Annotated in this window: 26 protein-coding genes and 2 pseudogenes; 14 read left to right on the top strand and 14 right to left on the bottom strand. The window is 71.0% G+C overall.

Annotation, left to right across the window (positions count from 1 at the left end; translation table 11 throughout):
- Window positions 1-87: 87 nt before the first annotated feature.
- The 3 genes from ABZW11_RS21035 (at window position 88) to ABZW11_RS21025 (ending at window position 5,601) form a co-directional block, all read left to right on the top strand.
- Window positions 88-1,182, top strand: a complete 1,095-nt coding sequence (locus tag ABZW11_RS21035) for a hypothetical protein (RefSeq protein ID WP_355419459.1) — start codon at window positions 88-90, stop codon at window positions 1,180-1,182.
- Window positions 1,167-2,399, top strand: coding sequence for a site-specific integrase (locus ABZW11_RS21030; protein WP_355419457.1), 1,233 nt, complete (start codon window positions 1,167-1,169; stop codon window positions 2,397-2,399). The genes ABZW11_RS21035 and ABZW11_RS21030 overlap by 16 nt, the downstream gene beginning before the upstream one ends.
- 571 nt (window positions 2,400-2,970) lie before the next feature.
- Complete coding sequence (locus ABZW11_RS21025) at window positions 2,971-5,601, top strand: PKD domain-containing protein (RefSeq protein WP_355419455.1); 2,631 nt, start codon at window positions 2,971-2,973, stop codon at window positions 5,599-5,601.
- 409 nt (window positions 5,602-6,010) lie between these two features.
- On the opposite strand, the gene ABZW11_RS21020 is transcribed toward ABZW11_RS21025, so the two are convergent.
- The 3 genes from ABZW11_RS21020 to ABZW11_RS21010 form a co-directional block, all read right to left on the bottom strand.
- On the bottom strand, window positions 6,011-6,883 hold the full coding sequence (locus tag ABZW11_RS21020; RefSeq protein WP_355419453.1) for a pentapeptide repeat-containing protein: 873 nt from the start codon (window positions 6,881-6,883) through the stop codon (window positions 6,011-6,013).
- Window positions 6,884-6,945: 62 nt separating this feature from the next.
- Window positions 6,946-7,722: a polyprenyl diphosphate synthase gene (gene uppS / locus ABZW11_RS21015; RefSeq protein WP_355419451.1), complete on the bottom strand. Its 777-nt coding sequence runs from the start codon at window positions 7,720-7,722 to the stop codon at window positions 6,946-6,948.
- Between the two features lie 79 nt (window positions 7,723-7,801).
- Entirely contained in the window at window positions 7,802-8,368 is a 567-nt protein-coding gene (locus ABZW11_RS21010) for a TetR/AcrR family transcriptional regulator (protein WP_355419449.1), read from the bottom strand.
- A gap of 75 nt (window positions 8,369-8,443) precedes the next feature.
- Here ABZW11_RS21010 and ABZW11_RS21005 point away from each other — a divergent pair, with 75 nt between their 5' ends.
- On the top strand, window positions 8,444-9,442 hold the full coding sequence (locus tag ABZW11_RS21005) for a DsbA family protein (RefSeq protein WP_355419447.1): 999 nt from the start codon (window positions 8,444-8,446) through the stop codon (window positions 9,440-9,442).
- 260 nt (window positions 9,443-9,702) lie between these two features.
- Here ABZW11_RS21005 and ABZW11_RS21000 read toward each other — a convergent pair whose 3' ends face one another.
- Window positions 9,703-10,170, bottom strand: a complete 468-nt coding sequence (locus ABZW11_RS21000) for a hypothetical protein (RefSeq protein ID WP_355419445.1) — start codon at window positions 10,168-10,170, stop codon at window positions 9,703-9,705.
- Window positions 10,171-10,519: 349 nt separating this feature from the next.
- On the opposite strand from ABZW11_RS21000, the gene ABZW11_RS20995 reads away from it, so the two are divergent.
- Window positions 10,520-10,786 carry a hypothetical protein gene (locus ABZW11_RS20995; RefSeq protein ID WP_355419443.1) on the top strand — a complete coding sequence of 89 codons (267 nt, stop codon included), beginning with the start codon at window positions 10,520-10,522 and terminating at the stop codon, window positions 10,784-10,786.
- An 87-nt stretch (window positions 10,787-10,873) separates the two neighbouring features.
- Window positions 10,874-11,713, top strand: coding sequence for an LLM class flavin-dependent oxidoreductase (locus tag ABZW11_RS20990; protein ID WP_355419441.1), 840 nt, complete (start codon window positions 10,874-10,876; stop codon window positions 11,711-11,713).
- Window positions 11,714-11,719: 6 nt separating this feature from the next.
- Here the strand turns inward: ABZW11_RS20990 and ABZW11_RS20985 are convergent, their stop codons facing one another.
- Window positions 11,720-11,995: a hypothetical protein gene (locus ABZW11_RS20985; protein ID WP_355419439.1), complete on the bottom strand. Its 276-nt coding sequence runs from the start codon at window positions 11,993-11,995 to the stop codon at window positions 11,720-11,722.
- A 48-nt stretch (window positions 11,996-12,043) separates the two neighbouring features.
- On the opposite strand from ABZW11_RS20985, the pseudogene ABZW11_RS20980 reads away from it, so the two are divergent.
- The 3 genes and pseudogenes from ABZW11_RS20980 to ABZW11_RS20970 all read left to right on the top strand — a co-directional run.
- Window positions 12,044-12,340 (top strand): annotated as a pseudogene (locus tag ABZW11_RS20980) (multidrug efflux SMR transporter); the annotation flags it as partial.
- A gap of 35 nt (window positions 12,341-12,375) precedes the next feature.
- A complete protein-coding gene (locus ABZW11_RS20975; protein ID WP_345403995.1) occupies window positions 12,376-12,696 on the top strand; it encodes a multidrug efflux SMR transporter in 321 nt (106 codons plus the stop codon).
- A gap of 59 nt (window positions 12,697-12,755) precedes the next feature.
- Window positions 12,756-13,550 carry a TetR/AcrR family transcriptional regulator gene (locus tag ABZW11_RS20970; protein ID WP_355419437.1) on the top strand — a complete coding sequence of 265 codons (795 nt, stop codon included), beginning with the start codon at window positions 12,756-12,758 and terminating at the stop codon, window positions 13,548-13,550.
- A gap of 60 nt (window positions 13,551-13,610) precedes the next feature.
- Here ABZW11_RS20970 and ABZW11_RS20965 read toward each other — a convergent pair whose 3' ends face one another.
- The 5 genes from ABZW11_RS20965 to ABZW11_RS20945 all read right to left on the bottom strand — a co-directional run bounded on the left by ABZW11_RS20965 (window position 13,611) and on the right by ABZW11_RS20945 (window position 15,974).
- Complete coding sequence (locus tag ABZW11_RS20965; protein ID WP_355419435.1) at window positions 13,611-13,970, bottom strand: DUF4180 domain-containing protein; 360 nt, start codon at window positions 13,968-13,970, stop codon at window positions 13,611-13,613.
- Window positions 13,967-14,380 carry a helix-turn-helix domain-containing protein gene (locus ABZW11_RS20960; protein WP_355419433.1) on the bottom strand — a complete coding sequence of 138 codons (414 nt, stop codon included), beginning with the start codon at window positions 14,378-14,380 and terminating at the stop codon, window positions 13,967-13,969. Before ABZW11_RS20960 ends, ABZW11_RS20965 begins: the two co-directional genes overlap by 4 nt.
- 32 nt (window positions 14,381-14,412) lie before the next feature.
- Window positions 14,413-14,772, bottom strand: coding sequence for a crosslink repair DNA glycosylase YcaQ family protein (locus ABZW11_RS20955; protein WP_355419431.1), 360 nt, complete (start codon window positions 14,770-14,772; stop codon window positions 14,413-14,415).
- A gap of 72 nt (window positions 14,773-14,844) precedes the next feature.
- Window positions 14,845-15,696, bottom strand: a complete 852-nt coding sequence (locus ABZW11_RS20950) for an ATP-binding cassette domain-containing protein (protein ID WP_355419429.1) — start codon at window positions 15,694-15,696, stop codon at window positions 14,845-14,847.
- 98 nt (window positions 15,697-15,794) lie between these two features.
- On the bottom strand, window positions 15,795-15,974 hold the full coding sequence (locus tag ABZW11_RS20945) for a hypothetical protein (protein ID WP_355419427.1): 180 nt from the start codon (window positions 15,972-15,974) through the stop codon (window positions 15,795-15,797).
- 195 nt (window positions 15,975-16,169) lie between these two features.
- Between ABZW11_RS20945 and ABZW11_RS20940 the strand changes: the two genes are divergently transcribed.
- Both ABZW11_RS20940 and ABZW11_RS20935 read left to right on the top strand, forming a co-directional pair.
- Window positions 16,170-17,402, top strand: a complete 1,233-nt coding sequence (locus ABZW11_RS20940; RefSeq protein ID WP_355419604.1) for a DUF6596 domain-containing protein — start codon at window positions 16,170-16,172, stop codon at window positions 17,400-17,402.
- A 31-nt stretch (window positions 17,403-17,433) separates the two neighbouring features.
- Entirely contained in the window at window positions 17,434-17,916 is a 483-nt protein-coding gene (locus tag ABZW11_RS20935; RefSeq protein ID WP_355419425.1) for a metallophosphoesterase family protein, read from the top strand.
- Window positions 17,917-17,930: 14 nt separating this feature from the next.
- Here the strand turns inward: ABZW11_RS20935 and ABZW11_RS20930 are convergent, their stop codons facing one another.
- Window positions 17,931-18,941, bottom strand: a complete 1,011-nt coding sequence (locus ABZW11_RS20930) for an ABC transporter substrate-binding protein (protein WP_355419424.1) — start codon at window positions 18,939-18,941, stop codon at window positions 17,931-17,933.
- 269 nt (window positions 18,942-19,210) lie between these two features.
- Here ABZW11_RS20930 and ABZW11_RS20925 point away from each other — a divergent pair, with 269 nt between their 5' ends.
- A complete protein-coding gene (locus tag ABZW11_RS20925) occupies window positions 19,211-20,515 on the top strand; it encodes an FAD-binding oxidoreductase (RefSeq protein ID WP_355419423.1) in 1,305 nt (434 codons plus the stop codon).
- A 107-nt stretch (window positions 20,516-20,622) separates the two neighbouring features.
- On the opposite strand, the gene ABZW11_RS20920 is transcribed toward ABZW11_RS20925, so the two are convergent.
- The gene (locus ABZW11_RS20920) at window positions 20,623-20,889 is read right to left on the bottom strand and encodes a WGxxGxxG family protein (RefSeq protein WP_355419421.1); all 267 of its coding nucleotides are present in this window, start codon (window positions 20,887-20,889) and stop codon (window positions 20,623-20,625) included.
- Window positions 20,890-21,340: 451 nt separating this feature from the next.
- Here ABZW11_RS20920 and ABZW11_RS20915 point away from each other — a divergent pair.
- Window positions 21,341-21,646 (top strand): annotated as a pseudogene (locus ABZW11_RS20915) (GTP-binding protein); the annotation flags it as partial.
- A gap of 122 nt (window positions 21,647-21,768) precedes the next feature.
- A complete protein-coding gene (locus tag ABZW11_RS20910; protein WP_355419419.1) occupies window positions 21,769-22,092 on the top strand; it encodes a hypothetical protein in 324 nt (107 codons plus the stop codon).
- A gap of 46 nt (window positions 22,093-22,138) precedes the next feature.
- Here the strand turns inward: ABZW11_RS20910 and ABZW11_RS20905 are convergent, their stop codons facing one another.
- Window positions 22,139-22,633 carry a GNAT family N-acetyltransferase gene (locus ABZW11_RS20905; protein ID WP_355419417.1) on the bottom strand — a complete coding sequence of 165 codons (495 nt, stop codon included), beginning with the start codon at window positions 22,631-22,633 and terminating at the stop codon, window positions 22,139-22,141.
- A 69-nt stretch (window positions 22,634-22,702) separates the two neighbouring features.
- A complete protein-coding gene (locus ABZW11_RS20900; protein WP_355419415.1) occupies window positions 22,703-25,261 on the bottom strand; it encodes a M14 family zinc carboxypeptidase in 2,559 nt (852 codons plus the stop codon).
- Window positions 25,262-25,284: the final 23 nt, after the last annotated feature.

Here is a 25,284-nt window from a genome sequence, read left to right as displayed (position 1 = left end):
CAGTTCCCGCCCAGGACACGGCCTTCCACCTGGCCGGCGACCGAGGAGACTCGGCAAGCGGTTCTCGCCAGGATCGACCGGCCCCCGATGCGGGCACGAGTTAAGACCACGCACGAGGGCCGCCGCTATGGCGCACGCTGGATCCTGAGCTGGCTGGAGACCTTCCCCGGGACGACCTGGCAGGATCGGTGGCAGGTCAGCCCGGCAAACGCCCTCGGCTTCCGCTGGGTGGACCAGGTGATGGCCTGGATGAGCGAGCACGGCGAGAAGCCGCGCGAGGAGGGCCTGCGGTCGGGGCTGCTCTGCCTGCTGGTCGCCGACGTGATCAGGCCAGATCTTGAGTTCCTGCTGAAGATCGTCCGCAGCAAGTACTGGCGAGAAGCGGTGGTCCAGCATCGGGACCCGGCAGGTTTCGCCCGCATCGAGGAATCCGCTGACCCGGTGCTGCTCGCCTCCAGGCTTGGCCTGTTGGCCTGTTCCCAGATCGCGACGATTGTGGTGGCCAAGGGAGGCGGGGTTGCCGACGTCACGGTTGGCGACTGCCTGGAACTGCGGCACGTCGAGCTTCAGATTCTCGGGCGTGGTGGTGACAGCCGATCCCTGTTCTACTCGCTGCTCAAGGACATGGGTCAGTTCCCGGACGACGCGCCGACCACTCTTCGGGCGGTTACGTTGTTCTCCGGGCAGCTCACCGTCGATCAGCTCGTCGACCGCTACCGGCTGCAATGCCAGCCGGTCCGTGACCTCATCGTGGACTATCTCGCCGAACGGCAGCCGGCCCTGGACTACGCCACCTTCGAGGATCTCGCCCGGGTCCTGGCCCTGCACTTCTGGAAGAACCTGGAGGACCTGCAGCCGGGCATCGACTCACTGCACCTGGACCGAGGGCTTATCGCGGCATGGAAGGACCGAGTGCGAAAATCACTCGTCGCCGGCTTCCAGACGGCCGGATGGTCGAGGGGAGCAGTCCCAGGGCCAGCTATGCCGCGCTGTTGGGGTGGGTCAGGGCCTTCTACCTCGACATCGCCCAGTGGGCTCTGGAAGATCCGGCTCGCTGGGGTCCCTGGGCGGCGCCCAGTCCGATCAGCTCCACCGAGATCACCTACAAGAAGGACAACACGCGGCGCAAAGCGCGGATGGACCAGCGCACCAGGGAGCGGCTGCCGATGCTGCCCGCCCTGATACGGACAGCCGAGGAGCGGCTCCACGCGGCGCGGATCCGGCTCGCGGCCCTCCGCGCGGCCAAGGCCGGCGATTCCTTCGCCGTCCTCGGCGAGACGTTCGTCAAAGCCAGCCGCGACAACCGGCTCGACAGTAGCGGCTCCTCCTGCGCCTACGACGAGTCCGGATCCCGCCGAAACCTCGTCCAGGACGAGCATCGCGCGTTCTGGGGCTGGGCCGCGATCGAATTCCTTCGCCACACCGGGGTCCGGATCGAGGAGATGCTCGAGACCAGCCACCACAGCATCACCCAATACACCCTGCCGGCCACCGGCGAACTCATCCCTCTGCTGCAGATCGCGCCGTCCAAAACCGACGAAGAACGACTTTTGGTCATCAGCCCCGAGCTTGCCGACGTCCTCAGCGCGATCGTCAGCCGGATCCGCGGCACGGACGGAGCAGTTCCGCTGATCCCCTTCTACGACAGCCTGGAGAAGGTCTGGAACACCCCTGCTCCACTGCTCTTCCAATGGACCAGCGGCGGGCAGCGCCGAGCCGTCTCCGGGAACACGATCCGCAAGGCGATCAACGAAACCCTGCTGGCCTCAGGCCTGACCGACGCCTCAGGGCGACCTCTGACCCACACACCCCACGACTTTCGAAGGCTCTTCACCACCGAAGCCATGCAAAACGGGATGCCACCCCACATCGCCCAGCTGCTCCTCGGCCACAAGGACATCAACACCACGATGGGCTGCAAGGCGGTCTATCCCGAGGAGGCGATCACCGGCCACCGCGCCTTCATCACTCGCCGCCGGGCCCTGCGGCCCAGCGAGGAATACCGCACCCCCACCGACGAGGAATGGTCGGAGTTCCTCGGTCATTTTGAACGCCGCAAGGTCGCGCTCGGGGACTGTGGACGAGCTTATGGCACCAGCTGCCAGCATGAACATTCTTGTGTTCGCTGCCCCGTCCTTCGCCTGGGCTCTGGGCAGCGGCCCCGGTTGGAGGAGATCCGCGACAACCTGAACGCCCGTATCGCCGAGGCCGAACGTGAAGGCTGGCTCGGCGAAGCCGAAGGACTGCGTGTCAGCCTTGCCGCCGCCGAAGCCAAGCTCGCCCTGCTCGACGACCGGACACGTCGGGCTACCACCATCAACCTCGGCATACCGTCGTTCCCGGACATCGTCGGCCGCACCGTCCCCCTTCCCGGCGCTCCCTCAGAAGCCCATACATAACTACCCTCGCACGGCCGCTAGTTGCAGGATTGACTTTAGTGTTGCTGCCCGTGGACGAAGAGGACCTCGCGAGCTGGCCAAGGAGCATGACGATCGTCATCTTCGCACACGACCCATAAAAGGGCGCGATGGCCGGATGAGGTCACCTCGCCTCCGTTGACAGGTAGATCACCGGGCGTAGCGTCGCTATCAAAGGCCAGGGGCTTCATACCATCTCCGGGAGGTCCCGTGGGTATGGCAACATCATCGCCCCACACACTGTCGGCCCGATTGGGCCGTTGTCTCACTTGTATGCGCCTGACCGCCTTGGGAGCCGCGTTGAGCTGGGCTGGTCTGGCCGCGGTCGTACTGTTCTTTCCGCTTGCGACGCTCCTGGCTGTCCTCGCCGTGGCGGTCAGCGTCGCTTCCGCGGCCGTGTTCACCATCCTGGGCTTGCTGCACCTTGTCGTCTGGTGGGTCAGGCACTCACCCGATTCGCCAAGGGCGACAGGAGGATGTGGTCCCTGCGGTCAGGCCTGACCGCAGGGACCACATGACCGAAGGACGAGGTAGCTCAATGGCCTGCAACATAGTGATCTACTCGATCAGCGGTATGGGACCACAGGCTGCGTTGACCGGCCTGCGTGTCACGGGCCGAGCGTTCAACTGCCCATCGGTCCAGGTCACCTCGAGCCTCACCGCTCCGGCCGCCGTGCTGGTCAACAACGACAGCTTCGACGTCACCGTCCCAATACCGGGACCGGTTGCCTGCGGCCAACTGGTCGACTTCGTCAAGGTCAAGTGTCTTTCCGGGGACCCGGCGCAGCAATGCGAGGACGAAGAGACCGATTTCAACCTTGAGTGCTGCAGGATCACCGTCAAATTCGTTCGCGGAGAGGTCGCTCCTGGGTCACTCACACCAAACGCCGTTGTGGTGACCGGGACGGCCTACGGTTGCACCGGAGATCAGGTCGAGGTCGTTACGTCAGCCAGTTCGGGACCGCCCGTGGCCGCTCAGGTCGACGCGGCTACCGGCACGTATATAGCTGTAGTCCCGTTGTCTGTCGCGATCACCTGTGACCAGGAGATCGATATCACTGTGGCGTGTAAGGCAGACCCGAACTGCCCGCCGGCCAAACAACGTGTACGAGTCGACTGCCCGCAATGTCTGCGTGCGACGCTGACATCGGCCTCCTCCGGCCCGTGCCAGGCCGGCCAGCAGCCGATTACTCTGTCCGGCACCGTGATGATCCCCGCCGGTCACCAGGTCAACCTAGTGTGGGACTTCGGCGATGGGTCGCCGCTCAGCGCTCCGTTCCCCGTGGACAACCAGGCCGGCACGTCGACGACGCCGCATCCTGTCAGCACTACTGCCCCCCACCTGTACTCACCAGGCACTTATCAGGCCTTCTTGCGGCTACAGCCACCCTCCGAATGCCCACCGGTCCCCGTGACCGTGACCGCTACCTGCGGCACCGGATGCCCCGTGATTACCGCGACGGCCAGCGTCGGCGACTGCGTGACCGAGCCGACCTCGCCTGTTGTCAACCATCGACCGATCACCTTCGAGGTCACCTCGTTCAACCCGGCACTTCCCGCGACCGCTTCCGCGTACGTGACCTGGTCCTACGGCGGGCCGGACAGTATGGGTGCGACCAGCGCGTCGACCACAATCACGGCACTTCCCCATCAGCACACTCGCTACTTCACCCACCAGCCTGGCGGGTACGCCGCGACCGCGACGGTAACGATCATCGACAACGGCCAGCTACTGTGCGCACCGCCCGCCGTCGTGAACTTCGCACTCCCGGCGAACGCGATACCTCCTGTTATCCCCGTGAGCCCGTGCGTCCCGTGCCCGATTCAGGTCAACGTTGTTCAAGCAGCACCGGCCAACCCACCACTTCCAGCTTCAAACGCGGGGTTCACGGCCTCGATCGTCTGGCCGGCGAACATCATGTCCCCGCCAATGCCGGTGGGTTTCGACTGGGTTGTGACGCTGCCAGCCGCCGCGGGGCAACCCGCTCCCCAGGCCAAGACGAGCACCACCGGAAACACCGTCGACACCACCGCTGCTGGCCACTGGACCGGAGCTGGCGCCACCGCTGCCAGCGCTGTGAATCTATCCGCAGGCGGGACCTACGCCGTTGGTGCCACCGCGAAATTCGCTCTATCCGCTGGTGTACCCGCCACCTGCAATCTGACGGGCTCGGCGGCGTTCCCCGTGGCTGGCCCACCACCGGAGTGCCCCACCGTCACCGCCCTCAACGTAACGGACATCGGCTGCGTATCGGCGACCGGCACCACTGCGACGAGCTTCACCGCCAGCGTTACCAACGCGGGTGCCGTCGTTGGTGATTACGAATGGGACTTCGGCGACCCGGCGTCCGGCACGACGAACACGATCACGACGGTCACACCGGCAGCGCAACACACCTTCAGCGCTCCGGGCACCTACAACGTCACCCTGACGATCAACAAGCCGGATGGGTGCGTGCCTCAACGACAAAGCATCTCAGCGATGATCACCGTGCCGCACTGTCCGTGCCCACCGGGTCAGCACCACGACGCGGCAGGCAATTGCGTGCCCGACACCCCGGACCCGTGCCCACCCGGTCAGCACCGTGACCTAGCGGGCAACTGCGTTCCCGACGATGACGTCGAGGTACTCGGCTGCGGAATCCTGCGGTGGGCAGCTGTGCTGCTCATCGCGCTCGGCCTCTTCGTCTTCGTGATCGTGGCTTGTGTGCCCGGGCTTGGCCAAGCCCTCATGTACGTGCTTATCGGCGTCGCAATCGGCTTGATCCTCGCTGGCATCATCCTGCTGCTCATCTGGGCGTTCATCTGTCCCAACAAGCCGTGCGCATGGTTCCTACTGATCCTCTGGCAGATAACACTCGCGTTCGGCGTCGTGTGCCTCTACTTCACCGTCTGCTGCCCGATCCTGTTGTGGATCGGCCTCGGTGCCATTGCCGGTGCGCTGGTTCTGCTTGGCCTGTGGATCAACGCATGCAGGCCGACCTTCTGCCGCATCATCGCCGAACTAGCACCGGTGCTGGCCAACATCATCGCTGGCATCGGCATTGTCGCGGCCATCCCTCTGCTCAACGCCTGCCTGAACCCGGCCATCGGCGTCATTGTCGGTGGCGTCTCGGCGATCCTGGTCGGAATTCTCGCCACGTGTGCCGTTCCTACAGCAGGCCAGAGAGGAGGGAGAGGCTAAGGACGATGACGACGGGCATCGCGGATCTTGACTGCTTAGAACGCCGACCCGTTGCTGCTGCATGGCGTGGAAGTGCCCGTGCCCGAGCGCACCTAAGTTGCACAAGGCCTTCACCAAGCGGTCCGTGATCGATCGCTTGGTTCAGAGAAGGTTCGATCAGTGTCCATTCTTCGTCGGTGGTGTCGGAGGGGTGGCGGCGGGGACGCACGTCGATCACACTCCCGCCTTGTCGACCGGGTTCCGTGCCGTCTGGACCACGTTGAGCCGGCCCAGCACCAGCTTGATCCACTCTTGCTCGCCAGGGATCGTCACGTCCCGTGATCTTTCGCTTTGCTCCGAGCGCGACCCAGGATCACTTAAGGGATCGAAGACACCTTCTCAGTGGCGGATCCCGCCCTTCATAGACGGGTCAGCGGCGGGGGCGGCGGGGCTTGGTGGTGCGGCGGGGTGCGCGGGGTTCCGGGGCGCTCGCCGTCCAGTGCGGCGGGCGGGTCAGCGTGGCGGGCAGGCGGGTGGCGGGGGTGCCCTTGGCGGCGTTGACCTGGGACTGGGTGAGGAAGATGGCGCCGGTGAGGTCGGCGTCCGTGAGGTCCGCGCCGCGCAGGTCGGCGCCGATGAGGTCGGCCTGCCGCAGGTCGGCCCCGCGCAGGTCGGCGCCGATCAGGTACGCCCCGCGCAGGTTCGCTCCTCGCAGCCGCGCACCACGGAGCCGGGCACCGATGAGGTCGGCGCCCCGGTGCTGCCGGCCGTCGAGCCCGTGGCGTACCAGCTCGCTGGCCCGCAGCAGCACCTTGTTGACCCGCTCGCGATGAGCTGCCACGTCGAAGCCTTCGAGCACGTCGGCGCTCTCGCGGGTGACCTTCTCGGTCTCCTCCAGCAGCGCGCGGGCGCAGTCGTGGACGGGCGCGGCGGCGGGCAGGGTGAGGATCTCCGCGAGGTACCACAGCAACTCGTGCAGCCCGCGCATCACCGGGAAGACGGCGTACATCTGCCGGGCCGTCTCCGGCGCCTCCCGCCAGCTCCGCCCCGCGTACGTGACCTGCGAGACCTTCTGCCCGGCCCCGAAGCAGTCGAACACCGTGCACCCGGAGAACCCGCGCTCGCGCAGCCGCGAGTGGATCGAGCACCGGAAGTCGTCACGCAGGTTGGTGCAGGGCCGGCCGGCGTCCTTGTCCACGGCGAAGTCGGCCGACGCCGAGAACGGCAGCGCCACGCAGCACAGCCCGAAGCAGCTCTCGCAGTCGGACAGCAGGCCGAGCTCGCGCGGGTGGGTTCCGGGCACCGGGCGGGTCTCCTCTTCACGTACGGGACGGCAGGTCAAGGGTACTCGTGGCGGCGGCCCGCTCAGCCGCCGTAGCGCCGCTGCCTGGCGGCGAAGCTGCGCAGCGCGCGCAGGAAGTCGATCTCGCGGAAGGCCGGCCAGAACGCCTCGCAGAAGTACAGCTCGGAGTAGGCCGACTGCCACAGCAGGAAGTTCGACATGCGCTGCTCGCCGCTGGTGCGGATGACCAGGTCGGGGTCGGGCTGCCCGGCGGTGTAGAGGTGCGGCGCGATGTCGTCCACGGTCAGCGTCGAGGCCAGCTCGACCATCGACTGCCCGGCCTCGGCCCGCTCGTACAGCAGCTCGCGCAGCGCCTCGACGACCTCCTGGCGGCCGCCGTAGCCGATGGCGAGCGTGAGGTGGAACCCGGTGTCACAGCTGCGGGTGGCCTCGACGGCGCTCTTCAGCGCGCGGGCGGTGGTGTCGGGCAGCATGTCGAGCATCCCCGCGACGTGCACCCGCCAGCGGGCGTCGGGACGGTCGAAGCGGTCGGTGACCATCTGCTCGATCACCCGCAGCAGGAACGCCACCTCCTCGTCGTTACGCCGCTGCAGGTTCTCGGTGGAGCACAGGAACACGGTCAGGTGGTTGATGCCGATCGTCTCGCACCACGAGAGCACGTCCTGGATGTGGTCGGCGCCGTACTTGTGGCCCATGCTCGGGTTGGCCATGCCCATCTGCCTGGCCCAGCGGCGGTTGCCGTCCATGATCAGGCCGACGTGGCGGGGCAGCGGGCCGGACGTCACCTGGCGGCGCAGGCGCCTGGCGTAAAGGGAGTGAAGGAGGTCGGTGGTGTGCACCTAACCAAGAATGGCGTGAGTGAGGGTCAGGAATCTGATCTTTCCTGATTTCCACCTCCGGCAGGTGTCCAACGGGACGCTAAGGGGTCGTCTGCCGGAACAACTTCCAGAACGCCAGCGCCGCCCCCTCCGGCCCGCCGGGGCAGGCGGCGACCACCCAGTGGGCGATGACGCCGGCCAGGGCCCCGGCCAGGTAGGCCGCGTGCACGTCGGCCGGCACGTCCTCCCATCCCGGCGGCCGGTGACCGGCGGCGAAGCGGCGGGTCAGCTCGCCGGTGAGGCGTTCGCGCAGGCGGGCGGAGAAGCGGGCGCTGCCGTGGGTGCCGAGCATGCGGGCGTAGAGGGTGGCGTGGTCGGCGACGTACGCGAACAGCTCGGCTAGCGGATCGGGGGCGCGGTCGCGGGGGGCGTCGAGCGGGCACAGGGCGGCCGCCCTGGCGACGGCGGCCAGGGTGTCCTCCATGGCGTCGGTGACGAGCGCGTCGACGTCGGGGTAGTGCAGGTAGATCGTGGCCCGGTTCACCTCGGCGCGCTTGGCCAGCGCGGACATGGTGATGGTGGCGGGCTCCTGATGGGCTGCCAGGTCGCGCACGGCCTCCTTGAGGCGGGCCCGGGTGCGCACGGCGCGGGGGTCGTCCGGGTTCACCCTTCCCACTATACGACATTCATCGCTTAAGCGACATGTGTTGACTAATCGACATTTGTCGCATACTTTGCTGGCATGCGTATTGAGATCTGGGCAGACGTGGTCTGCGGGTGGGCCCACATCGGCAAGCGGCGGCTGGAGAAGGCGCTGGCCTCCTGGGACGGCGAGCCGGTCGAGGTGGTCTGGCGGCCGTACCAGATCGACCCGTCCGCGCCCGCCCAGGCCGTGCCGATGGCGCAGGTGCTGCTCGACCCCGTGGCCGACGAGGCGCTGCGGGCCTGCGCTCCTGGCCTGTCCCCCGCCGAGAACCGGGCGCGGGTCGCCGAGGTGGCCGCGTCCGAGGGGCTGGGGGCAGAGTGGGGCTCCTCCTACCGGGCCAGCACGCTGGAGGCGCACCGGCTGATCGCGCTCGCGTACGAGGAGGGCGGGGCCGCGCTGCAGGACCGCGTGGTGGAGCGGGTGGTGAACGCCCACTTCGTCGAGGTACGCGACATCAGCGACCTCGCCGTGCTGACCGAGATCGCGGCGGACGCGGGCCTCGCCGAGGCGGCCGGCTACACCGGCGCGGGCCCCGACCGGCAGACGCTGCCCGGCGCCGAGCTGACCAGGGAGCTGCTGCTCACCGGCAAGGCCAAGGGCGTGCGCACGTCGCCGACCATCGTCGCCAACGGGCTCGCCCTGGAGGGCGCGCAGCCGCCTGAGACGATCGCCGCGTTCCTGCGCGACGCCGCCGGGCACCCGCCGCGCCGCCTGCCCGCCGAGGTCGAGCGGCTGCGGCACGCCGAGTCGCTGCTCGACCAGCGCGACCCGCTCGGGGCGCTGACGCTGCTGCGTCCCCTCATGGACGCGCACGGCGACGACCGTGGCGTCCGGATGCTGGCCGCGCGAGCCTACTTCGGGTCGGCGCAGCTCAACAGAGCGCGTACGGCACTGGAGTCGCTGGTCGCCGAATCCCCCGACGACTCCTACGCCCGCCACCTGCTGGGCCGCACCCTGCAACGCCAGGGCCGCCACGAGGAAGCCACCACCCACCTCACCCTGGCCGCCACCATGACCCCGGACTACGCCGCCTGACTCACCCCGGCCTCGGTACGCCGGAGGCCCGCCGGCCGCCTCCGGCCCAGGCCCCATCCGACCCGGGCGCCCGGCTCCACAGCCGAGACGCCCGGGCGACCCGCCTCCGGCGTTTGCCGGGTCATCCGGGCGTGCCCGGTCCGCGACCGAGACGCCAGGCGACTCACCTGCCCCGCCTCCGTCCTGGACTCCGTCCGCCCCGGGCGGATTCGTTCCGCGGGTGAGGCGGCCGAGCGACCCCGCCTGACCCGCATCTCGGGTCAGGCGTTCTGCCTGGCGCGACCTCTCGTGGTCGCGGCGGTGGTCTGCTCGGGCCGTCGCCGTAGGCCGCGGGCCGACAGGGCGATCAGGGCGGCCCACACTCCGCAGTAGAGCCCGAAGACCGCTCCCCCGCGGTCGGTGAAGAGCGCGCCGCCCACCATTCCGACGGCTCCGGCGGCGGCCATGAGGCCGCAGAGCCAGTGACCGGTCACCACGGTCAGGTGCACCCACCCGGCCTTCGCCTGGCCGAGGCGGAGTCGGCCGGCCAGCAGGATCGCCATGACGACGAGGCCCGACGCGGCGTTCGCCCACTGGGCCGAAGCGACCTCGCCGGGGCCGTAGGAGAGGTGGCTCTCCGGCTGCACCACCGGGCCGCCGGTGACTCCCAGGCGGCCTTCGAGGGCGTAGGCGATCTTGGAGGCGACGTAGAGGGCGGTCCAGGCGATTCCCGCGTCAGCGACCTTCATGGGCACCACCCTCCCGATCACCGCGCTCCTCGCGGCTCCCCCGTGCGGGGGGTCCCGCTCCCCCGCACGGGCGCTCAGAGGCCAGGGGACAGCAGCGCCTCGGCGCCGACGGGGGCTGTGAAATCGGCCGGGCGGCCGGGGGCGTGAAGGCGCGCTCGGCTTCAGCGCCGCCGCCGGGGTCGGCGGTTCGTCGGGGGTTTGGATGTGGGGCGGGGTTGGGATGTGGGGCGGGGGTTTTGCCGGGGGGCGGGATCCTGTTGATCAATTGCGGGGTGTGGCGGGCCGCCCTACCACAAGATCGCTACGTATAGTGATGGCCGATGTCACTTCGTGATTACAGGGGGAGATCATGAGAAGTAGCCTCGTGGCCGCCGGCGGCGCGCTGCTCATCACGGCAGCGGTGTTCGGAACGGCCGGCTCTGCGGCCGCCGACATCTGGTCCGACCACAGCTGGAACGAGCACCCGAGGGCGTGCGGGCTCGTCCTGAACGACGACAGCACCTACCACCACATCACCAAGCACGGCGTCTTCGCCGGTACGCGCGACGCCGACGCCTGCAAGGACGGCCACAAGCACCACTGGGGCTGGGACGACGACGCGGACGACGACGACTGAGTCCACCTGATGGCCGCCGCCGCCCGGGACACCTCGGGCGGCGGCGCGCCGTTTCCCGCGTCCGCGGAACGCCGATAGCCTGTGCCGATGCGACTCGGTGTGAACGTCCCGAACTTCGGTCCCGGCACCGACCCCGAGGTCCTGCGCCGCTGGGCGCTGACCGTCGAGGGGCTCGGCTACGACCTGCTCATGGTCTCCGACCACGTGGTCATCACCCCTGACGTGGCCGAGCAATATCCGGCGCCGTTCTACGACCCGTTCACCACCCTGGCCTGGCTGGCGGGCAGCACGACCCGGCTCACGTTCGGCACCACGGTCCTGATCGTCCCCTACCGCCACCCGCTGCTGATCGCCCGCATGGCGGCCAACCTCAGCGACCTGAGCGGCGGCCGCTTCGTGCTGGGAGTGGGCGCGGGGTGGGCGCGGCAGGAGTTCGAGGCGCTCGGGGTGGCCTACGAGCGGCGCGGCCGGCTGACCGACGAGCACCTGACGGCGATCAGAGCGGCCTGGGCCGACGAGGCCGACTACCGGTCCGGCGGGGTGCCGATCTGGGTGGGCGGCGGCAGCGGCGCGGCCCTGCGAAGGACGGTGCGGTTCGGCCAGGCGTGGCATCCGCTGCGGATGACGCTGCCGTGGCTGCGCGAGCGGTGGGCCACCCTTCAGGAGGTCGCCGCCGCCGAGGAGCTGCCGGTGCCGGCCCTGGCCCCGCGCATCCTGCTGCGCGTGACGGGCACGCCGGTCAGGGGTGACGAGCGGCTCCTGGGCGAGGGCACGATCGATCAGGTCACCGACGACCTTGAGCGGCTGCGGGAGATGGGCGCGGAGACGGTGGTGTTCGACCCGTTCTTCGAGGACCCGGCCGAGACCCTGCGCCCCGAGGCGGCCTGGGAGATGCTGGCCGCCGTCGCCGCCAGGATTCAGGAGTAAAGGCCGTCAGCGGTAGGCGAGCGCCTGGGTGCGATAGAGGTCGGCGTAGTCGCCGCCCGCCGCGAGCAGCTCGGCGTGGCCGCCCTGCTCGCTGACCCGTCCGTGTGACAGCACGACGATGTGGTCGGCCATGTGCGCGGTGGAGAACCGGTGCGAGACCAGGATGGTGACGGCGCCGCGCCGCACGGAGTCGCGGGTCTGCGCGGCACACAACTCCGAAAGGTCGTGTTCCGGCTGCGGGTCGAACGAGACCGTGGGCTCGTCGAGGAGCGGCCCGGCCATACCGGCGACCCGACTACGAAGAAGATATTCGGCTATGAATGAAACGTCTTCGAAGTCGTCTTCGCCCTGGCCACCAACGCCACCGAGGGGTTCACCCAGCTGTGGCCCTCGCTGCTCACGGCCGCCGCGGCGGCCGGCGGGATCTTCTTCCTGAGCCTGGCACTGAAGACCCTGGACGTCGGCGTCGGCTACACCGTCTGGACCGGCATCGGCTCGGTCGGCACCGTCGTGCTCGGCACCCTGATCTTCGGTGAGGAGATGAGCGCCTGGAAGGCCCTCGCCTTCGTCCTGATCATCGGCGGCGTGCTCGGGCTCAAGCTCTCCGACCGCCTGACCACCGCCTGACCACCCGCCCGACCCCATCCCTCAGGAGCTGCACCATGGCCTGGATCTATCTGTCCATCGCGATCGTCTTCGAGATCGCCTTCGCCCTCGGCACCAACGCCACCAAGGGCTTCACCCGGCTCTGGCCGTCGGTCTTCACGCTGCTGGCCGCGGCCGGCGGCATCTTCACGCTCAGCCTGGCGCTCAAGACGCTGGACGTCGGCGTCGGCTACACGATCTGGACCGGGCTCGGCTCGGTCGGCACGGTGATCCTCGGCGCCCTCATCTACAAGGAGAAGATCACGCCGGCCAAGCTGGGCTCGTTCGTCGCCATCATCGGCGGCGTCGCGCTGCTCAAGCTCACCTCGGGGATCTGAGCGGTTGCGGCACTGTTAGCCTTATGCCGTAAAGAATTGTCCGTACGGGGAGTTCCGCGTTGGTCGTCTACGCAGGCCAGGGTGACGCGCGACGGTCGATGGCGCTGCTGTGGCGCAGCGGCGAGCCCGGCGAGGCGCGGCCGGGCCCCAAACCGGGGCTGAGCGTCGACGCGATCGTGGACGCCGCGATCGAGGTGGCCGACGGCGAGGGCATGGCGGCGCTGTCGATGCGCAAGGTGGGCGAGCGGCTGGGCCGCACGGGCATGGCGCTCTACACGTACGTGCCGAGCAAGGGCGAGCTGATCGACCTCATGTACGACCGCGCCCTGGCCGAGCTGCCCGCCTCCTACGACCTCGACGCCGGATGGCGCGCGGCCCTGTCGGCGTGGGCCGAGCAGACGCTCGCCTTCTACCTGCGTCACCCCTGGATGTTGCAGGTGTCGCAGGCGCGTCCTGTGCTGGGGCCGAACGAGTTCGCGCTGCTGGAGAGCCTGGTGTCGATCCTGCGGGGCACCGGGCTCGGGCCGCGCAGGGTGCGGGGGATGGTGGCGCTGCTGTTCGACTTCGTCAGGGGCGCCGCCGCGACGGTCGCCGAGTCGCGCCAGGCGGCGACGGCGACCGGGGTGTCCGACGAGGAGTGGTGGCAGGCGCGCGCGTCGCTGCTCGAGGAGGTCGCGCCAGGGTTCGCGGGCCGCTTCCCGCAGGTGCGCTGGGTCGAGTCCGACGACTCCGAGCCCGTCGGGGACGAGCCTTACCTGGAGCATCGGGTGAGCGAGACGTTCTCGATCGGGCTGACGGTCCTGCTCGACGGCATCGAGGCGGCGGCGAAGGCCGCGAGCCGTCAGCCGCTGTGAAGCGGCCCAGCGGCGAATGCGAGACGGGCCGGGGCCATCGTCAACGCCGATGCCGGTTCGTCAGCGCGGAGTCAGCCGGGAGGTGAGTTCGGCGGCGTCGGGGACGAACCAGATGTGATGGCCGCTGTTGCACTCCTCGACCCAGGCGCGCAGCGCGGAGCCGGTCTCCAGGTGGCGGGAGATGTCGCCGACGATCGACAGGCCGATGCGGTAGTTGACGAACTTCTGCGCGATCTCGCCGGCCACGCCGGTGCTGAGCGTGAAGAAGGCGGCGGGCAACCGGTCGGCGGGGACGGCGACCCAGGTGGCGCCGCTCGACCACGCCTCGCCGATGAGGTCGAGCACGTCGCGAACCTCGGCCAGGGGCGGGCCGTCGTAGGAGTGGACGTCGGGCATGGGGGTCCTTTCGCGGGTGGTCATGGGCGGACGAGTGCGTCGATGATCCGCAGCACCTGGGCGGTCTCCTCCAGCCCGCCGAGTACGACGACCTTGAGCCGCCGCCGCCGCTCGTCGTAGGCGACCTCGACGCGCAGCCCGCTCCGCTCGGCCGACAGGGCGCCGAGGACCATCGTGCTGACGCGGTCCATCGCGGCCCGGTCGATGCCGTCGACCTGGACGATGCTGGTCGCCTCCGCGTGGCGGGGACTCGAGGGTGGTTCGGCGGGGAGCCCGGTGAAGGCCGCCAGCTCGTCTTTGGCGATGCGGTATTGCTTGCCGATGCGCACGGCGGGCAGACGGCCGTCGCGAATGTAGCCGCGCACGGTCTTGACGTGCAGACCGAGAAGGCCGGCCACCTGATCCACGGTGTAGTGCTCCATATCGTTCCCCATTATGCAGGACGATAGGGAGTGATAGGGAACGATCAGGCGTGCGCACCGACCGTGACGGTGCCGATGGTCAGACGGGGCGCCGCCTCCATGACGACCCCCAGGCGCTGCACCTGCTCGTCCAGCTCGCGGGCCTGGGCGGAGGTGAGGTCACGCAGCGGCTCGACCGTGACGTCCATCGTGCGGCCCTTGCGCCGCTGGTGCCAGACGCCGCTCACCTGCCCGCCCACCAGCAGCACAGGGAAGTTGCCGGCCTGCCCGCCGGCCAGCGCCCGCTCCGCCGCGGCCCCGGCGTAGAGCAGCTCGCGGGGGCGGCCGGCCACCACGTACGCGTCGAAGTACGGCAGCAGCCGCACCCCGCGCGGCGGCTCGTCGGGCAGCTCGGCCCCTGCCACCGCGTCGCGGATGACGGCGATGACCTGCTCTAGGCCTTGCGGGAAGGATCGTGCCGCGTTACAAGCGTCCGGTCAGGCGGCGGGCAGGGGCTCCCCCGGCATGGCGACCGGGACGCGGGCGGCGCGCGCGGCCCAGCGGCCGTCGTCGCTGCGCACGAGGCGGACCGGATGGTCGAAGCAGGCGCTCACCAGCTCGCTGGTGAGGACGTCGGCGACCGGGCCGCTCGCCAGGCAGCGGCCGTCGCGCAGCAGCATGGCGTGCGTGGTGGTGGCGGGCAGCTCCTCGAGGTGGTGCGTCACCAGGACGGTGGCCAGCGAGGCGTGCCGGGCGCGCAGGGCGTCGATGCTGGCGAGGAGCTGCTCGCGGGCGGCCAGGTCGAGGCCGGTGGCGGGCTCGTCGAGGAGCAGCAGGCGCGGCCGCGGCATGAGGGCGCGGGCGATCAGCGTACGGCCGCGCTCGCCCTGCGACAGCGTGGGCCACCTGGACTCCGCCTTGTCGCCCATGCCGAGCATGGCGAGGAGCCGGTCGGCGCGGGCCGCCTCCTCCTGCCCAGGCTGCCAGCGGGGCACGAGCGCGGCGGTGTTGGTCAGGCCGGTGAGGACGACGTCGCGCACCCGCATCGGCCCGTCGGGGGCGTGGCGCGGGTTGACGTGCCCCAGGTACGCGCGCAGCTCCCGGACGTCCACCCGCCCGAGCGTGCGCCCGAGCACCTCGACCACGCCGCGGCTCGGATGGTTGACGGCCCCCAGCAGGGCGAGCAGCGTGCTCTTGCCGGCGCCGTTGGCTCCGAGCAGCGCCCAGTGCTCGCCGGGGTGCACGGTGAGCGAGATGTCGCTCAGCAGGTGGCGCCCGTCACGGATGAACGCGACCTCGCCGGCCCGCAGCACGGGGCCGCTGTCGGCGGGGCGGGAGACCACGGTCATCGGGCCACCTCGCCGCCGCTCGCCGCTCCGGGCCTGGACGCTTCCGCCACCACATGTCTCCCTTCGTCCGGTCGCACCCGAGTCAAGCTATCAGGTTCTCAGACATCTGATCTTTGGGAGCCTTCGCAAGCGGCGCGGACCTCGGCGACGAGCTCGGCCGCGGCGTCCAGGGTGCGGCCGATCTCCTCAGGCGTGCCGCCCACGCGGGCCAGCAGCGCCTGGGCCCGCTCGCCGAACCGTTCGGGCGCCGACGGCAGCCGGGCGGCGGAGGTGATCATGCGATCCAGTCCACCCGCCACCCGTCCACGATCAGCCGGCCGCCGTCCACCCACGGGCCCCAGCCGCCCGGCTCGGTCACGCCGGTGTCCCGGCCGGTGACCTCGCGGGCCAGCGCGCGCAGGTCGTGGACGCCGAGCGGGCCACGGTAGTGAACCCGAGGTAGTGAACCCCGACCCTAGGATGGCGGGGTGGAAGTGCGCGAGGTCGAGACGTTGCTGCGCGAGCTGGCCCCGCAGGTCCTCGGCACCCTCGTCCGCCGCTACGAGCAGTTCGACACCTGCGAGGACGCCGTGCAGGAGGCGCTGCTCGACGCCTCCGTGCAGTGGCCGGAACAGGGGCTGCCGGACAACCCGCGGGCCTGGCTGACGACCGTGGCGGCGCGCCGGGTCATCGACCACATCCGCAGCGAGCACGCCCGCCGCCGCCGGGAGGAGAGCGCGGCGGTCAGCGTTCCCGCCGGCGCGTTCGTGATCGCGCCACCCGGCGAGGAGCCGGCCGGCGACTCCGACGACACGCTGACGCTGCTGTTCCTGTGCTGCCATCCGTCGCTGTCGGCGCCGTCGCAGCTCGCGCTGACGCTGCGGGCGGTGGGCGGGCTGACGACGGCGCAGATCGCGAGCGCGTTCCTGGTGCCCGAGGCGACGATGGCGCAGCGCATCAGCCGGGCCAAGCAGCGCATCAAGGCGAGCGGCCTGGAGTTCCGGATGCCGCCGCAGGACGAGCGGGCCGAACGGCTGCGGGTCGTGCTGCACGTCCTCTACCTGATCTTCAACGAGGGCTACGCCGCGACCTCGGGTCCCGAGCTGCTCAGGGCCGATCTGACGGCCGAGGCGATCCGGCTGGCCAGGGCGGTGCACCGGCTGCTGCCCGATGACGGCCAGGTGGCCGGGCTGCTGGCGCTGATGCTGCTCACCGAGGCACGCAGGCAGGCGCGCACGGACCGCGACGGCAGGCTGATCCCGCTCGCCGAGCAGGACCGGAGGCTGTGGAGCCGGCCGCTCATCGAGGAGGGCGTGGAGCTGGTCAGCAAGGCGCTGGCGACCTCGCCGGTCGGCCCCTACCAGCTGCAGGCGGCGATCGCGGCGGTGCACGACGAGGCGCCGGCGGCCGATGAGACGGACTGGCCGCAGATCCTGGCCCTGTACGAGGTGCTGCTCGGCATCGAGGACAACCCCATGGCCAGGCTCAACCACGCCGTGGCCGTGGCCATGGTGCGCGGGCCGCGGGCCGGGCTCGCGCTGCTCGACGAGCTGGCCGCCGACGAGCGCCTGGCGCGGCACCACCGGCCGGTCGCCGTCCGCGCCCACCTGCTGGAGCTGGCGGGCGACGCGGCGGGGGCGGTGGCGGCGTACCAGGAGGCGGCGCGGCTGACCACGAGCCTGCCCGAGCGGCGCTACCTGGAGGAGCGGGCGGCGGCGCTGGCGTGAGGCGCTCGTCGCGGTGGGCAGGGGTGCTGGGGTGAAGGTGGTCGCGCTGTCCGACACGCACGCGCCGAGGCGCTGGCGCTCGTGCCCGCCGCGGGTGGCCGAGCACCTGCGCGGCGCGGACGTCATCCTGCACGCGGGCGACGTGTGCGTGCCGTCGGTGCTGGCCGAGCTGGCGGCGTACGCGCCGGTCCACGTGGTCAAGGGCAACAACGACGGCCCGGACGTGGACGCGCCGGAGACCCTCGATCTCACCCTGGACGGGCTGCGGGTCGGCATGATCCACGACAGCGGCCCGGCCAAGGGGCGCCTGGCCCGGATGCGGCGCCGCTTTCCCGAGGCCGATCTGGTGGTCTTCGGTCACTCGCACATCCCGCTCGACGAGTCGGGCGACGGCCTGCGGATCTTCAACCCGGGTTCCCCCACCGACCGCCGCCGCCAGCCGCACGGCACGGTGGGGCTGCTCACCATCGAGGACGGCGCCCTGGTGCGGGCGGAGATCGTCCCCGTCACCTGAGGCGTGACGGGGCCTCAGGCGACCACGTCGTCGCGGGCCTTCTCCAATGCGCTGACCAGCTCCTCGATGACCTTGGCGTAGCCGAGGTGGCTGTAGCGTTCGGCGGCGTGCCAGGGGTAGAGCTGGCCGGCCTTGACGGCGGGCAGCTTGGCCCAGGTCGGCTTCTCGGCCATCTCGCCGATCTTCATCGACTGGGCGCGGGCGTCCACGAGGATCACGTCGGCGTCGTACTTGTCGGCGTTCTCCCAGCTCAGCACCTCCCAGAAGCCGCCCTCGCCCTCGGTGGGCCGCTCGGGGGAGACGATGTTCAGGCCCAGGTCGGCCCAGTACGCGATGTCGGGGTGGTCGGGCTTGTAGGCGACGTACAGCGCGTCGGGGGTCGCGGTGACGACCATGACCTTGAGATCGGGTTTCCTGGCGGCGAGGTCCTTGAGCGCGGCGCTCGCGGCGTCGAAGCGCCTCCTGGCCTCGGCCACGGCCGGCGCCCCGGGGTCGGCGCCGAGGGCGGCGGCGAGCTTGCCGTACTGCTCGATGACCGCGGTCAGCGGCTTGCCGCTGAGCTGAACGCCGACCGTCGGGGCGATCTGGTCGACGGCGTCCAGCGACTCGTCGGGGACGTACCAGAGCGTGTTCTTCTGGTACATGCCGGCCACGAGGAGGTCGGGCTGGAGCGAGGCGTACTTCTCGACGTTGAACTCGCCCCACACGTTGCCGATCGACTCGACGGCCGTGATGTCCACCTCGCCCACCTCGGGGTCGCGCCCGCCGCCCTTGAGCTTGTGGGGGCCGAACACGCCGACCGGCCGCACGCCGAAGTCCCACAGCGCCGCCGCCGCGCCCGACTGGGCCACGACGCGCTCGGGCCGCTTCGGCAGGGAGATCTTCTTTCCGCGGTCATCGGTCCAGGTCCACGCCTGCTCGGCCGCTCCTGTGGCGGGTTCCGGCGAGGTCTCCGCGCAGGCGCTGACACCGAGCAGGGCGGCGATGCCGAGGACGGCGAGAGTGCGGCGCGGGACAGCGGACATGGGTTCTCCTCATCGCGCAGCTTTTAGCTTAGCCTTACCTAACCACATGCCCGTCCCGACGTACGCCCCCGCCCCCGCGCTACGCCCCCGCGCTACGCCTCCGGGCGTAGCCCCGGCGGTGACGCGGGGCCGATTCGCGGGCCGCCCGCGCGGCCGATTCTGGAGCTCTACGAAGGGCTTAAGGGCGGCGGTAAGAGGAGCGGAACGCCGCCGTAAGCGCCCTCCAGCACAGTGATCCCAGATCGCGAAACAGAGAAGGGCCGACGACGATGAGCCAGCCGTACCGCATCCAGGACGACATCCGCCTCCCCGGCTTCACCGGGCCCGTGCACCGGCCGGGCGAGCCGGGCTACGACATCGAGCGCCGCGCGCTGAATCCGGCGCTCGACCCGCGCCCCGCCGTGGTGGCCGAGGCGTACGGCGTCTCCGACCTCCGCTCGGCGCTGCTGGCCGCCCGGGCCCACGGGGTGCCGTTCGCGGTGCAGGCCACCGGGCACGGCACGCACGTCGCCTGCGACGGCGGCGTCCTGGTCAAGACCGCGCCCATGGCGTCGGTGCTGGTGGATCCCGTCCGCCGGGTCGCGAAGGCCGGCCCCGGCGCGCGGTGGTCCGAGGTGCTGGCCGCCGCCGCGCCGTTCGGGCTGGCGCCGCTGTGCGGCTCGTCGCCCTCGGTCGGCGTCGTCGGCTACACGCTCGGCGGCGGGCTGGGCTGGCTGGGCCGCAAGCACGGGTTCGCGGCCGACAGCGTGCTGCGGGCCGAGGTGCTGCTCGCCGACGGGCGGCACGTGACGGCGAGCCGGAACAGCCACCCTGAGCTGTTCTGGGCGCTGCGGGGCGGCGGTGGCGGGTTCGGCGTGGTGACCTCGCTGGAGTTCCGGCTGTACCCGGTGGCGGAGGTGTGCTCGGGGTTCGCGTACTTCCCGATCGAGGCGGCGGCGGACACGCTGGCGGCCTACCGGACCTGGATCGAGGACGCGCCCGACGCGATCAGCACGGCGGTCGTGCTCAGGCGCATGCCGGACGACGAGGGCACGCCCGTCGCGGTGCGCGGCCGGCACGTCGTGATGATCAAGGTGCTGCACGCGGGTCCCGCCGGTGAGGCGAGGCGGCTGCTGGCGCCGCTGTGGCGCGCCGCGAGCGCGCATGGCGGGCCGCTGCTGGACGAGTTGCGCGCCACCACGTTCGCGGCCAGCTCGATGGGCGGTACGCCGGCCCGTCACCTGGACCTGTTCGACGGCGTCGGCGACGAGGTGATCGGCGCGCTGCTGCGGGCCGCCGAGCAGGCGCAGACCGTGGAGGTGCGGCATTGGGGTGGCGCGCTGGGGCGGCCGGGCCCTGACGCGGGGCCGGTCAGCCGGCGCTCCACGCGGCTGTCGGTGATCGTCGACACCGTGGTGCCGGGGCTGGCCGAGGAGTTGCGGCCGTACGCCAACGGCGGGTCGTTCCTGAACTTCACGGCGGACACGTCGCGGACGGCGGCGGCGTACGCGGAGGGCGACTACGAGCGCCTGCGCCGCGTCAAGCGCGCCTACGACCAGGACGGCTTCTTCCGCATCGGGCACGTGACCCGATGATCCGGGTGGTGATCCGAGCGGCGCACCCGCGTGACACGGCTGACATGGGACGGCAGCCGTGTCACCGTCGGGACGTCACCCCGGCCGACGGCCGGGGCTTGGCCTGTCTACGGCCTGTTGCCGCGGTGTGTGACGTGCTCCGCGGTGCCGACGTGATTGCGCTGCTTGCGCATGCCGGCCAAGCCCAGCAGGCCCAGGAGGCCGAGCAGGCCCCAGAGGCCGGCGTTGCCGCCCCCGTCGTCCCTGTTCTGCTGCGGTGCGGGTGTCACCTGACTCTGTGCCACCGGCGCGGCCGGTGCCTCAGCCATGGCTGCGGTGGCCGGTGCCAGCGTGAGAAAGAACGCCAGGCCCAGCCCGGTGAGGGTCTTGCGCATTGGGTTCCCCCGATCCGGCGGTCTCAACAACCGCGGAGACCGCCTATCACGCCTTCTCTCTTCGAAGGCTCCCGATAGCGGGGCGATCTCCTAATCCCCTGCTACCTGTGCCTCTACCATCGACGCCACACCATCAAACGCCTTCTCATCCCGCCTGACCGGCGGCGACGGCCCCGCATCCCCTGCCACGCACGGAAATCCGTTGCCCCCGGAATTCCTAGATCACTACACTCGCCACCGCCATCACCACGCGACGAAAGGAAGGGAGCCGGCCGTGCGCCACAGCACCGCTGCCGTCGTCCCCTCGTCGCGTCACGAGGTGATCCTGGTGTCTTCGTCGCCCCGGCGCCCGCTGCGCGGCCGGCGCCGGCCGCTGCCCTGACGAAGACCCCGTTCGCCGGGCTCAATCGCGCAGTCCTGTTCGGAAACGTCCCCGAAAGGCTGTAGGGCCGTGCGTGCTCACCTTTCCTCTCCTTTGACCACCGTTCGCAACCTCGGCATCCTCGCGCACGTCGACGCCGGCAAGACCACCGTCACCGAGCGCATGCTGTACGTCACCGGCGCCACCTACAAGCGCGGCGAGGTGCACGACGGCACCACCGTCACCGACTTCGACCCGCAGGAGCGCGACCGCGGCATCACGATCTTCGCCGCCGCGGTGAGCTGCGTGTGGGACGGCCACCGGATCAACCTCATCGACACGCCTGGCCACGTGGACTTCTCCGACGAGGTCGAGCGCTCGCTGCGGGTGCTGGAGGAGTTCTGTGCCGAGCCGTCGCTGTCCGAGGCGACGCTGGCCGGCGCGCTGCGCGACCTGACCCGTACGGGTGCGGGCGTGGTCGTGCTGTGCGGCTCCGCCTACCGGAACCGGGGCGTCGAGTGAAGGACTCGTCGGAGACGGCGTTCCGCACGGCGGGCAGGCTCGCGCTCCGCGAGGCGCTGCGGGCCTGCACGATGGTGCTGCTTGAGCCGGTGGCCGAGGTGACGGTGACGGTGCCGGAGGCCATGGCGGGCGCGGTGCTGGGCGACCTGTCGGCGCGGCGCGGGCGCGTGTCGGGCTCGCAGGCGCGCGGCGGTGCCGTGGTCATCACCGCGGTGGTGCCGCTGGCCGAGGTGTTCATGTACGCGACCCGGCTGCGCAGCCGTACGCAGGGCCGCGGCACGTTCACCACCCGCCCGGCCGGCTACGCCCCGGCCGGCTGACCGCTTCCCCGCCCCCGGCGACCGCGCGCCGGGGGCGGGAACCCGCTCAGGCCGTGGTGAAGGCGATCCACGTGTCCGGCGGCACCTCCGGCCTGCCCGGCACGGGACGGCGCTCCTCGGTCCAGGCGTCGCCGGCCAGGTCGGCGGCGACCCGGCGCCAGAACGCCACCGCACCGGCGTTGGCCTCCTGGAACGCGATCTCCCACCGCCCCGGGTGCCGGGCGACGACGTCCCTGACGGCCCGCAGGCCGAGGCCGGAGCGGCGGGCCGCGCGTACCACGAAGAAGCTGTTGAGCACCCTGACCGGCCCGTCGAGCCCGCGCACGAACGCGAAACCGGCGGGCCGGTCGTCGCAGCTCATGAGGTACGCCGCCCACCCGGGATCGGCGAAGGCCGACTCGAGGCGCTCACTGCGGAAGGTGGCGTCGGGGCGGGGCAGGCCGCCCTGGAACTCGGACATGTCGTGGCGGAACATCAGCCACAGCCGTTCGACGACGGGCCGGTCGGAGGCGGTGACGGGGCGGATCGCAAAAGAGGTCATAAGACAATTCCGGCCGGCATCGCCAAGGATGACCGGCCGGAAGGGATGGAGTAAGGAGAGATTACCAGATCATGGTGTGGTGACCGCTGCGCCGGTGACCGACGAGGCCCAGTACAACGCCCTCGCCACCTGCGGGAACAGGCCCTTGGGATGGTTGCGGAACATCGGCTCGGTGCCGAACATGACGACCGCCGCGCCGCGCTCGTCCCTGCCGCTGATCACCGCCGCCTGGCCCCTGGCCGACTCGGGCCCTCCGGCGCCGGCCGCGGTGGCCCGCCAGTGTCCCGAGACGAGCGGCCCGTCGGCCGCGTACGACTGCTCGACCGCCACCTCGGGCCCGAGCCCGGTGAACCAGAGCGGCGAGTACACGAACGAGTGACCCGTCGCGGCGCCGCCGACCTGGCCGCCGTTCGCGACCGTGCGGACCACGCCGTTGGCGTCCGAGCGGCCCTCCACCGTGGTGGCGGTGAGCAGCCCGGCGGCGGCGTTGAACGCGGCGCCCGTACGCCCACGGGTGATGACGCCGCCCGACCCGAGGAACGCCTCCAGGTCCGCCCGCGCCTGCGGCGTGAGCGCGGCGTGGCTGAGCCCGCTGGAGACGTACAGGACGTCGGTGCCGCTCCAGTCGAAGCCCTGGTTGAGCACGGCGGTCGAGACGGGCGTGACGTCGAAGCCCAGCTCGCGCAGCGTGAACAGCTCGTCGGCGGACGCCGCGGCGGCCACCCTGACCTGGGCGAGCGGGACCCCGCCCGGCTCGCGGGCCGGGGTGAAGGCGACGCCGTAGCGGTCGGCGACCACCCTGGCCGCCTGCCGGGCCGAGGACGGAATCACCGCGGCGCCGCCGTCCCAGCGCACGGTCACGCCCTGGGCGAGCAGGTCGTTGAGCGCCCGCACGTCCTGGGCGTCGGCCACCTTCAGGGCGAGCGGCCCTGACGTGCGCGGCACCGAGCCGGTGGGCGCGGCGACCTTGACCGGCGTGGTGTGCGCGCGCAGCGAGGTCAGCGGCTGCACCTGGGCGCCCCAGAGCAGGGCGTGGCTCCAGCCCGAGATGTCGTACATGGCATCGACGCGGGGTGAGATGTCCGCGCCCGGCTCCAGCATGACGTTCGCCAGCCCGCGCTTGGGCTGGCGCATGTCCACGACGTACGTGCCCGCCGGGTACGTCTTCCCGCCCTGGCGGAACGCCGTCCTCGCCCGCTCCACCCGGACGTCGTTGGCGATCAGATGGTCCACCAGCCGGGCGGCGGCCGGCGTGCCGGCCGGGATGGCGTAGGCGCGGGGGAAGGTGGTCGTGTAGACGTCCTCGGGGCCGAAGCCCGGCACGATGCCGAGCGGCACCGTCCTGGCCGGCTCGCCCGCCGCGCCCCGCCTGAACACCTCGATCTGGTCGGCGATCAGCCGGTCGTGGCGGTCCTGGACGAAGCGGTAGGTGGCGCGGATGGCCGCCGCGGCCACGTCGGTGTTGATCGCCGAGCGCCGCCGCAGCTCCTCGACCGGCAGGTTGGCGTAGTCGGCGTTGTTGACCCGCAGCGGGATCTCCACCGTGTGCGCGGCGACGGCACCGTGGAAGGGCGCGTACTGCGGGGTGAAGATCGGCGGCCAGTCGTCCCAGCCCTCCGCCGAGTCGCGGAACGGGATCTGCGCCGGCTGCACGCCGTCCTTCTCCGGCGTGTAGCCGAGCCCGTTGACCGCGGCCTCCATGCCGAGGCCGTTGGCGTAGGTGTTGGTGATGAACAGGTCGTACTCGTAGTTGGCGCCGTGCGGCGGCGTGGTCGGCTCGATGAGCGTGCCGTTGACGTAGCCGTGCAGGTCGATCATGGCGACCGGCTGGGCGTCCATCATCACCTGGCGCATCGCCCTGACCTCGGGCTGGGAGGCGGTGACGAAGTCGCGGTTGAGGTCGAAGCCGGCCGCGTTCTGCCGCGAGTTCGCGATGCGGCCGTCGGGGTTGGCGGTGACGTTGAAGTAGAGGCGGGTGCGCCTGAGCAGCGCGGTGATCCCCGGGTCCTCGGTGGTGGCCAGTTCCTCGATGGTACGCAGCGCCGCGTCGGTGCCCTCCCACTCGTTGCCGTGGATGTTGGCGTTGACGTACAGCGGCGCCTTGTACTTCTTGGCCAGGCCGCGGTCCCTGGCGGCGGCGGCCGGGTCGTTCTCGATGCGCTCGCGCAGGCGGGCCTGCTCGCGCGCCTGCGCCGCGCTCTCCGGCGCGGTGACGGTGACGAGGTAGAGGTCGTGGCCGCCGGCCGAGCGGCCGATGATCTCCGCGCTCACCCGGTCGCTGCGCCACTGCAGCTCGTTGAGCTTGGGCGCGATGCCGTGGTACGGCACCAGCCCGAGCTTGATCGCGGCGTCGGCCGGGTTCTCCCGCGGCGGCGGCAGCTTCGTGCGCCTGGGGTAGCCGCGGTCGTGCGGGATGCCGTACGAGCGCTCCTCGCCCTGCGTGGCGGCGCGGGCGGCGGCGGCCTGCTCGGGGAGGCCGGCCGCGACCTCGTTGCGCTCGGGGCCGTTGCCGAAGTCGCGGACGGCCGGCGGGGGCGGCTGCGCGGGCTCGGCCATGGACACGTTCTGGGGGACGGTGAGCAGGGCGGCCGCGACGGCGGCGCCGAGCAGGGCTTGGGGTAAGCGCACGGAAGAGCCTCCGGGGTTCCGGC

This window comes from Nonomuraea sp. NPDC004580, assembly GCF_040609855.1.
Lineage (GTDB): Bacteria > Actinomycetota > Actinomycetes > Streptosporangiales > Streptosporangiaceae > Nonomuraea > Nonomuraea salmonea.
Note: the sequence above shows the minus strand (reverse complement) of the source record. Positions and strands in the feature narration are given on the sequence as shown.